The organism is Nocardiopsis sp. FR4, assembly GCF_009830945.1.
Taxonomy (GTDB): domain Bacteria; phylum Actinomycetota; class Actinomycetes; order Streptosporangiales; family Streptosporangiaceae; genus Nocardiopsis.
In genome coordinates this window covers 1-520 of the sequence record NZ_VWVV01000078.1, presented here as the reverse complement: position 1 = coordinate 520, position 520 = coordinate 1, and the positions used below count along the sequence as shown (strand labels likewise).

1 protein-coding gene is annotated in these 520 nt (G+C 68.7%); it reads right to left on the bottom strand.

Annotated features, from left to right (window positions below; translation table 11 throughout):
• Nucleotide 1 precedes the first annotated feature (1 nt).
• Nucleotides 2-421, bottom strand: coding sequence for a YciI family protein (locus FYW95_RS27500; protein ID WP_159945743.1), 420 nt, complete (start codon nucleotides 419-421; stop codon nucleotides 2-4).
• Nucleotides 422-520 lie beyond the last annotated feature (99 nt).

The window sequence follows — 520 nt, the reverse complement described above, 5'->3', positions numbered from 1 at the left end:
CTCAGAGCTGGCCGGTGGCCTCGCGCCAGGCCCGTTCCTTGCGGATCCACTCGTTGTCCTGGGGGAACTCGTCGATGGTGGTGACCCGGCGGATCTCGGTCTTGAAGCCGGGTCCGGTGACGGGGGAGCGCTTGGCCCATTCCACGGCCTCCTCCTTGGAGGCCACGTTGAGGACGTAGAAGCCGTTGAAGAGTTCCTTGGTCTCGCCGTAGGGGCCGTCGGTGACCACGGGCGGCTCGGCGGAGTGGTCGACCACCACGCCCTCGGTGGCGTCGTCGAGCCCCTCGGCGGCCACCAGCACGCCGGCGCGGACGAGCTCCTCGTTGTAGCGGCCGACGGTCTCCAGGATCTGGGAGAAGTCGGTCTCGCCCATGGTGGCGAAGGCCTCGTCGGTGGCGCGCATGATGAGCATGTACTTCATGGTGGTCTCCCTGGGTGTGGTGGGCCCCGGGTGCGGGGCCGCTTCTCACTCCTAGGTCGAACGGGCGCGGGCGGGGATCGACACGGCCGCCGAACTTTT